Annotated in this window: 1 pseudogene; it reads left to right on the top strand. The window is 57.3% G+C overall.

Features of this window, described 5'->3' with window-relative positions:
• Positions 1–10: 10 nt before the first annotated feature.
• A pseudogene (locus tag ACXIUA_RS02415) lies at positions 11–307 on the top strand (diadenosine tetraphosphate hydrolase); the annotation flags it as partial.

A 307-nucleotide genomic window follows, 5' to 3' on the forward strand; every position in this document is an offset into this window, starting at 1 on the left:
GAGGCAAACGTTGCAGCCCAGCGGCAGTAATCATGGCGAGGACCCCTACATCGATACCGGTGTAGGGGCTCCTGACCGTCTTGTACGTCTGTGGGCGCCCTACCGGTCGAGTTACATTGCGTCGGCGCCGAGATCGTCGAAAAGCAATGACCCGTTTCTAGAGATACCGAAACTCAGCGACGAAGACGGATTGATTATTGCCCGTGGCACGCGTGTGTACGCGGTGTTGAACCTGTATCCGTACAACGCGGGACATCTCATGGTTGTGCCGTATCGCAAGGTCGCGGAGCTTGAAGCGCTTGACGAC

It is taken from the genome of Corynebacterium sp. UMB8791, from assembly GCF_054166365.1.